General features: G+C 71.4%; 6 protein-coding genes. All 6 read left to right on the top strand.

Annotated features, from left to right (window positions below):
• The first annotated feature begins 280 nt into the window (after positions 1 to 280).
• Positions 281 to 3,010 carry a hybrid sensor histidine kinase/response regulator gene (locus MFF42_RS17370; RefSeq protein WP_238256866.1) on the top strand — a complete coding sequence of 910 codons (2,730 nt, stop codon included), beginning with the start codon at positions 281 to 283 and terminating at the stop codon, positions 3,008 to 3,010.
• Positions 3,011 to 3,042: 32 nt separating this feature from the next.
• Entirely contained in the window at positions 3,043 to 3,522 is a 480-nt protein-coding gene (locus MFF42_RS17365; protein ID WP_238256865.1) for a chemotaxis protein CheW, read from the top strand.
• Between the two features lie 19 nt (positions 3,523 to 3,541).
• A complete protein-coding gene (locus MFF42_RS17360) occupies positions 3,542 to 3,943 on the top strand; it encodes a response regulator (RefSeq protein WP_238256864.1) in 402 nt (133 codons plus the stop codon).
• A gap of 78 nt (positions 3,944 to 4,021) precedes the next feature.
• Entirely contained in the window at positions 4,022 to 5,170 is a 1,149-nt protein-coding gene (locus MFF42_RS17355; protein ID WP_238256863.1) for a protein-glutamate methylesterase/protein-glutamine glutaminase, read from the top strand.
• On the top strand, positions 5,170 to 6,027 hold the full coding sequence (locus tag MFF42_RS17350; protein ID WP_238256862.1) for a CheR family methyltransferase: 858 nt from the start codon (positions 5,170 to 5,172) through the stop codon (positions 6,025 to 6,027). The genes MFF42_RS17355 and MFF42_RS17350 overlap by 1 nt, the downstream gene beginning before the upstream one ends.
• Before the next feature lie 100 nt (positions 6,028 to 6,127).
• On the top strand, positions 6,128 to 6,654 hold a 527-nt coding region (locus MFF42_RS17345; protein ID WP_238256861.1), incomplete at its 3' end, for a 5-oxoprolinase subunit B family protein.

Genomic DNA, 6,654 nt, shown 5'->3' with positions numbered 1-6,654 from the left:
AAGGCACCGCACCGCCTCGTTCTGAACCACCCCCACCTCCTGCCTCCTCCCCACAAGGGGGAAGAGAGGGGGCGAGGCCCGAGGGGATCGACCGGAAACGGCCTGGGCGGCCGCCCCCGAAAGCTCACGCAGGACGGCAGCCGGCCGCGCGTCTTGGCCCGATCTGGCCGATTCCCCCTAAAAACAGTTGTGAAGCCGCCCCGCCCTCAACGCTTCACTAACTTTCCGAGGCGAGAGTGCTCGTCGCACGTCCCTTAGTGCGCGTAGACGAGTACCCCCCATGGACGATCTGCTTCGCGAATTTCTGGTCGAGAGCGCCGAGCATCTGGACACGGTCGATGCGGAGCTTGTCCGTTTCGAGCAGGATCCCAACAACCAGCAGATCCTGCGCAACATCTTCCGGCTCGTTCACACCATCAAGGGCACCTGCGGCTTCCTCGGCCTGCCGCGGCTCGAGGCCCTGGCGCACGCCGCCGAGACCCTGATGGGGCGCTTCCGCGACGGCTATCCCGTCAGCGGCGCCTCGGTCACGCTGATCCTGGCCACCCTCGACCGTCTCAAGGCGATCCTCGCCGACCTCGAAGCCACCGGCTCCGAGCCGGCCGGTGCCGACGCCGACCTGATCGGCGCCCTCGAGCAGATGGCCTCCGAGGAGGCGCCCGCCGCCGCCGCTCCGCTGCCGCCGTCCCTGCCCGAGCTGCCGCCGATCGTCGAGCGGGAGCTCAAGCCCGGCGAGGTCTCGCTGGAGGACCTGGAGCGCGCCTTCATGGAAGCGCCGGGTCCCGACGACGTCTCCGCCGCGCCGGTCCTCGAAGCCCCCGAGCCGGCCTTCGAGGCCCCCGAGCCCGTCTTCGAGAGCGCGCCCGAGCCGGCCGCCCCCGCCCCGGCTCCCGAGCGTTCCGCGGCGCCCGCCGCCGAGGGCGGCGAGGGCCCGATCGCCAAGGTCCAGACGATCCGCGTGAACGTCGACACCATCGAGCACCTGATGACGATGGTCTCGGAACTGGTGCTCACCCGCAACCAGCTCCTCGAGATCGCCCGCCGCCACGAGGATTCCGGCTACAAGGTTCCGCTGCAGCGCCTCAGCCACGTCACCGCCGAGCTGCAGGAAGGCGTGATGAAGACGCGCATGCAGCCGATCGGCAATGCATGGCAGAAGCTGCCCCGCGTCGTTCGCGACCTCTCGGCCGAACTCGGCAAGGGCATCGAGCTGGTGATGTCCGGCGCCGAGACCGAGCTCGACCGCCAGGTCCTCGACGTCATCAAGGACCCGCTCACCCACATGGTGCGCAACTCGGCCGACCACGGCATCGAGTCCACCAATGAGCGCCTGAAGGCCGGCAAGCCGGCCCGCGGCACGATCCGCCTCTCTGCCTATCACGAGGGCGGCACGATCACGATCGAGATCGCCGACGACGGCAAGGGCCTCGACCTCGCCGCGATCCGCAAGAAGGCGATCGAGCGCAACCTCGCCCCCGCGGCGGAGGTCGAGAGGATGACCGACGCGCAGGTCGCGAAGTTCATCTTCCACGCCGGCTTCTCCACCGCCAAGACCGTCACCTCGGTCTCCGGCCGCGGCGTCGGCATGGATGTCGTCAAGACCAACATCGAGACCATCGGCGGCGTGGTCGACATCGCCACCGAACTCGGCCGCGGCACCACCTTCACCATCAAGATCCCGCTGACGCTCGCCATCGTCTCGGCGCTGATCGTCAAGGCCGGCGAGCAGCGCTACGCCGTGCCGCAGATCGCGGTGCTGGAGCTGGTCCGGGTCGATCCCAAGGGCGAGAACAAGAGCGCGAACTCGATCGAGCGCATCCACGGCGCGCCGGTGCTGCGCCTGCGCGAGCGGCTCCTGCCGATCGTCACCCTCGACGGGCTGATGCGCGGGCAGGCGACCGTCGAGGAAGGCGAGATCGTCGAGTCCGGCTTCGTGGTGGTGGCCCAGGTCGGCCGTCAGCGCTTCGGCGTGCTCGTGGACGAGGTCTTCCACACGGAAGAGATCGTCGTGAAGCCGATGTCGTCGAAGCTGCGCCACATCCCGCTGTTTGCCGGCAACACGATCCTCGGCGACGGCGCCGTGGTGCTCATCGTCGATCCCAACGGCGTGGCCAAGCTGGTCGGCCAGAGCGCGCAGTCCGGCGCCGCGACGGAGACCGAAGTCGAGGAGATCGAGGCCGGCGACGCCAAGGCGACGCTCCTCGTGTTCAAGGGCGGCGCGGGCGGCTTCAAGGCGGTGCCGCTCTCCCTCGTCACCCGACTCGAGGAGATCGACGCCTCGAAGATCGAGCATCTCGGCGGGCGCCCGCTGATCCAGTACCGCGGCCGCCTGATGCCGCTGGTGCCGGCCGATCCGGGCATCGTGATCCGCTCCGAGGGCAGCCAGGCGCTGGTGGTGTTCTCCGACGGCGACCGGGCGATGGGCCTCGTGGTCGACGAGATCGTCGACATCGTCGAGGAGCGCCTCGACATCGAGATCTCGGCGGACCGCTCCGACCTGATCGGCTCGGCGGTGCTGCGGGGTCGCGCCACCGACATCATCAACATCGCCCACTTCCTGCCGCTCGCCTACGACGACTGGGCGCGGGGCCCGCGCAAGACGGTGGTCAAGGCGCCCTCGCTCCTGCTCGTGGACGACTCGGCCTTCTTCCGCGACATGCTCACCCCCGTGCTCAAGGCGGCGGGCTACGGCGTGACGACCGCATCCTCGGCCGACGAGGCGATGGGCCTGCTCAAGGGCAATGCCGGCATCGACCTCGTGGTCAGCGACCTCGACATGCCCGGCCGCAGCGGCTTCGACCTCGTGGCCGCCATGCGCAAGAGCGGCGGGCGGCTCGCCGAGATGCCGGTGGTGGCGCTGACCGGCACGGTCGCCGCCGACGCCATCGAGCAGGCGCGCCGCCTCGCGATCAGCGATCTCGTCGCCAAGTTCGACCGCAGCGGCCTGCTCGCGGCCCTCGCCGAGATCGGCGAAGCCGCCCAGCCCGCCGACACCCGCGCCGCCGCCTGAGACCTGAACGGACCGGAAGAGGACACGCCGCCATGCAGGCCGCCAACGGCAACGCCGTTCCCACCGACACCACCGACTACGTCACCGTCTTCGTCGGCGACACGATGTTCGGGCTCACCATCGACCGGGTGCACGACGTGTTCGTGCCCGCCGGCATCACCCCGGTGCCGCTGGCGCCGAAGGAGATCGTCGGCCTCCTGAACCTGCGCGGGCGGGTCGTGACGGCCCTGTGCCTGCGCCGCCGCCTCGGCATCCCCGGCCGCGAGGCGGGCGCCGCCGAGATGGCCATCGGCCTGGAGCAGGCCGGCGAGACCTTCGCCCTCATCGTCGACGGCGTCGGCGAGGTGCTGAAGCTCGGCGCCGACACGCAGGAGCCGGTTCCGATCAACCTCGACGCCCGCTGGCGCGACATCTCGCTCGGCGTCCACCGGCTCGACGGACGCCTCCTCGTCATCCTCGACGTCGATGCGCTGCTCGCCTTCGGCGACGCCCGCGAGTCGAAGGTCGCCTGAAAGTCCGAGGGACGCGCCCATGAAGACCAGCCCGGACAAGACGGCCCTGATCGTCGACGACTCGGCGGTGATCCGAAAGGTCGCCCGTCGCATCCTGGAGACCCTCGACTTCAGCGTCCGCGACGCGGAGGACGGCGCCACGGCGCTGGCGATGTGCGCGGAGGCGATGCCGACGGTGATCCTGCTCGACTGGAACATGCCGAACATGGACGGCTACGAGGTGCTGCGGCACCTGCGGCAGGCCCCCCTCGGCGACCGGCCGAAGGTCCTGTTCTGCACCACCGAGAACGATGTCGGCGCCATCGCCCGGGCCCTGCGCGCGGGCGCCGACGAGTACATCATGAAGCCCTTCGACCGGGAAATCATGATCGCCAAGCTCGATCAGGTGGGCTTCGCGACGCGGTCCTCCGAGGCCGCCTGATCCCTCGCCCGTTCGTGCCGGCATCCGGGGGCCGCGAGGCCTCCCACCCCTTTCTCGCTCCGCGGAAACGAGTCCCTCATGTCGGCATTTCCGGCCGTCGCCCAAGTCCCTGCGGCGCGTAGCCCAATCAAGGTGCTCGTCGCCGACGATTCGGCGGTCGTGCGCGGGCTCGTCTCCCGCTGGCTGAGCGAGGCGGGTCACGAGGTGGTCGCCACGGCGCCCAACGGCCGCGCCGCCGTGGACGCGCTCGCCCGCTGCAATCCCGACGTGGTGCTCCTCGACATCGAGATGCCGGAGCTCGACGGCATCCAGGCCCTGCCCCTGATGCTCGCCAAGCAGCCGGGGATCCAGGTCGTGATGATGTCGACGCTGACCCAGCGCAACGCCGACGTCTCCCTGCGCTGCCTGTCGCTCGGCGCGGTCGATTACATCCCCAAGCCCGAGAGCAACCGCGGCGTCACCACCTCCGACGGCTTCCGCAACGACCTGCTCGAGCGCATCCGCGTGTTCGGCGCCGCCCGCGCCCGGCGCCGGCCCGCCCCGACCGCGGTCGAGGCGGCGACCTCCGCGGCGCCCGCCGCGCCGGCGGTCTCGCGCCTGTCCGGCACGGTGACGCTGCGCCCGAAGCCCCGCACCGTGGCTCCGCCCCGCGTCCTGCTGATCGGCTCCTCCACCGGGGGTCCGCGGGCGGTCGGCGAGGTGCTGGAGAAGATCGGCGCGGCCACCCTCCGGCGCGTGCCGGTGCTGATCGTGCAGCACATGCCCCCCGTCTTCACCGCGGTCTTCGCCGAGCATCTCGGCGCCCGGATCGGCCTGCCGGCGGCCGAGGGCAAGGCCGACGAGCGGGTGCAGCCCGGCCGCATCTACGTCGCCCCGGGCGGGCGCCACATGCGGCTCTCGGGCTCCGCCGCGGACACCGTGATCCGCCTCGACGACGGGCCGCCGGTGAACTTCTGCCGCCCGGCGGTGGACGTGATGTTCCTCGACGCCGCCGCCCTCTACGGCGGGGCGACGCTCACCGTCATCCTCACCGGCATGGGCTCGGACGGCACGGCCGGCGCCCGCGCGCTGGTGGAGGCCGGCGGCACCCTGCTCGCCCAGGACGAGGCGACCAGCACGGTCTGGGGCATGCCCGGCAGCGTCGCCAAGGCCGGCCTGTGCCACGCCGTCCTGCCGCTCCCCGAGATCGGACCGGCCCTGCGCAGCGCGATCGCGGAGCGGGTCTGATGACCGAAGCGGATTTCGCGTTCCTGCGCGACTACCTCAAGAAGCGCTCCGGGCTGAGCCTCGGCCTGGAGAAGCGCTACCTCGTGGAGAGCCGGCTCACCCCGGTCTGCCGCCGCTTCGGGATCGGCACGCTCACCGACCTCGTCGGCACCTTGCGCCTGTCGCGGGAGGGGCCGCTGGAGCGGGCGGTGGTCGAGGCGATGACCACCAACGAGACCTTCTTCTTCCGCGACCGGGCGCCGTTCGACCTGTTCCGCGACGTGCTGCTGCCGAAGGCCATCGCCGCCCGCGCGCCCCAGCGGCGCCTGCGGATCTGGTCGGCGGCGGCCTCCACGGGGCAGGAGCCGTACTCGCTCGCCATGATGATCCACGAGGCCGCCGCGCAGCTCGCCGGCTGGCAGATCGAGATCGTCGGCACCGACCTCTCGACGGAGGTGCTGGAGAAGGCCCGCCTCGGCCTCTACAGCCATTTCGAGGTGCAGCGCGGGCTGCCGGTGCAGCTCCTCGTGAAGCATTTCACGCAAGTGGGCGAGCAGTGGCGCATCAGCCCGGCGCTCGCCGGGATGGTGTCCTTCAAGCCGCTCAACCTGCTGAGCCCGTTCGAGCATCTCGGCCAGTTCGACATCGTCTACTGCCGCAACGTGCTGATCTACTTCGACGCGCCGACCAAGACCGACGTGCTGGAGCGGATCGCCAAGATCCTCACCCCCGACGGCGCCGTGCTGCTGGGCGCGGCCGAGACGGTGATCGGCCTCACCGAGGCCCTGGTGCCGGACCCGCAGCACCGCGGCCTCTACCGCCAGGCCGCGGCCGCCGGGCGCGCGGCGACGCCCCACCGCCTCGCGGCGGGGTTCTAGAGCATCGTCTTTTCCCGAAAGCCGGCGACCAGCTTTCGGGACGAGGCTCTCGGGCCGGGCCATCTCGCGGCAGGCGGCCGGATCGGCTAGCCTGCCGGACATGACGCACGACCCGCCGCGGCTGCTGCCCTGCGGGGACACGGCCTTCACCATCGAGTTCGGCGACCGGATCGACGCGGGTCTCAGCGCCCGCGTGCTCGCCCTCGACGCGGCGCTCGCCGCGCGCGCGCTGCCCGGCCTGCGGGAGACGGTGCCGACCTACCGCTCGCTGACCGTCCACCTCGATCCGGTCGTCGCCGACCCGGCCGAACTCGGCCGCGCGGTTCTGGCGCTCGCGGGCGAGCCGCTGGCTTCGGTCCCGTCCACGCGGCTGTGGCGCATCCCCGTGGTCTATGGCGGCGAATTCGGGATCGATCTCGACGCGGTCGCCGCGCATCACGGCCTCGCGCCGGAGGCGGTGATCGAGCGCCACAGCGCCCCCGAATACCGGGTCGCGATGATCGGCTTCCTGCCGGGCTACGCCTATCTCGAAGGGCTCGACCCCGGGCTCGCCCTGTCGCGCCGGCCGAGCCCGCGCCCGGTGACGCCCGCCGGCACCGTCTCCGTCGGCGGCGCCCAGGCGCTGGT

The organism is Methylorubrum podarium, from assembly GCF_022179745.1.
Classification (GTDB): domain Bacteria; phylum Pseudomonadota; class Alphaproteobacteria; order Rhizobiales; family Beijerinckiaceae; genus Methylobacterium; species Methylobacterium podarium.
The sequence above is the reverse complement of the archived record's forward strand: the minus strand, read 5'-3'. Positions and strand labels throughout refer to the sequence as shown.

Coding starts and splice junctions, on each gene's coding strand:
- MFF42_RS17355 (WP_238256863.1), top strand. CDS start 4,022: ATGTCGGCATTTCCGGCCGTCGCCCAAGTCCCTGCGGCGCGTAGCCCA.
- MFF42_RS17350 (WP_238256862.1), top strand. CDS start 5,170: ATGACCGAAGCGGATTTCGCGTTCCTGCGCGACTACCTCAAGAAGCGC.
- MFF42_RS17360 (WP_238256864.1), top strand. CDS start 3,542: ATGAAGACCAGCCCGGACAAGACGGCCCTGATCGTCGACGACTCGGCG.
- MFF42_RS17365 (WP_238256865.1), top strand. CDS start 3,043: ATGCAGGCCGCCAACGGCAACGCCGTTCCCACCGACACCACCGACTAC.
- MFF42_RS17370 (WP_238256866.1), top strand. CDS start 281: ATGGACGATCTGCTTCGCGAATTTCTGGTCGAGAGCGCCGAGCATCTG.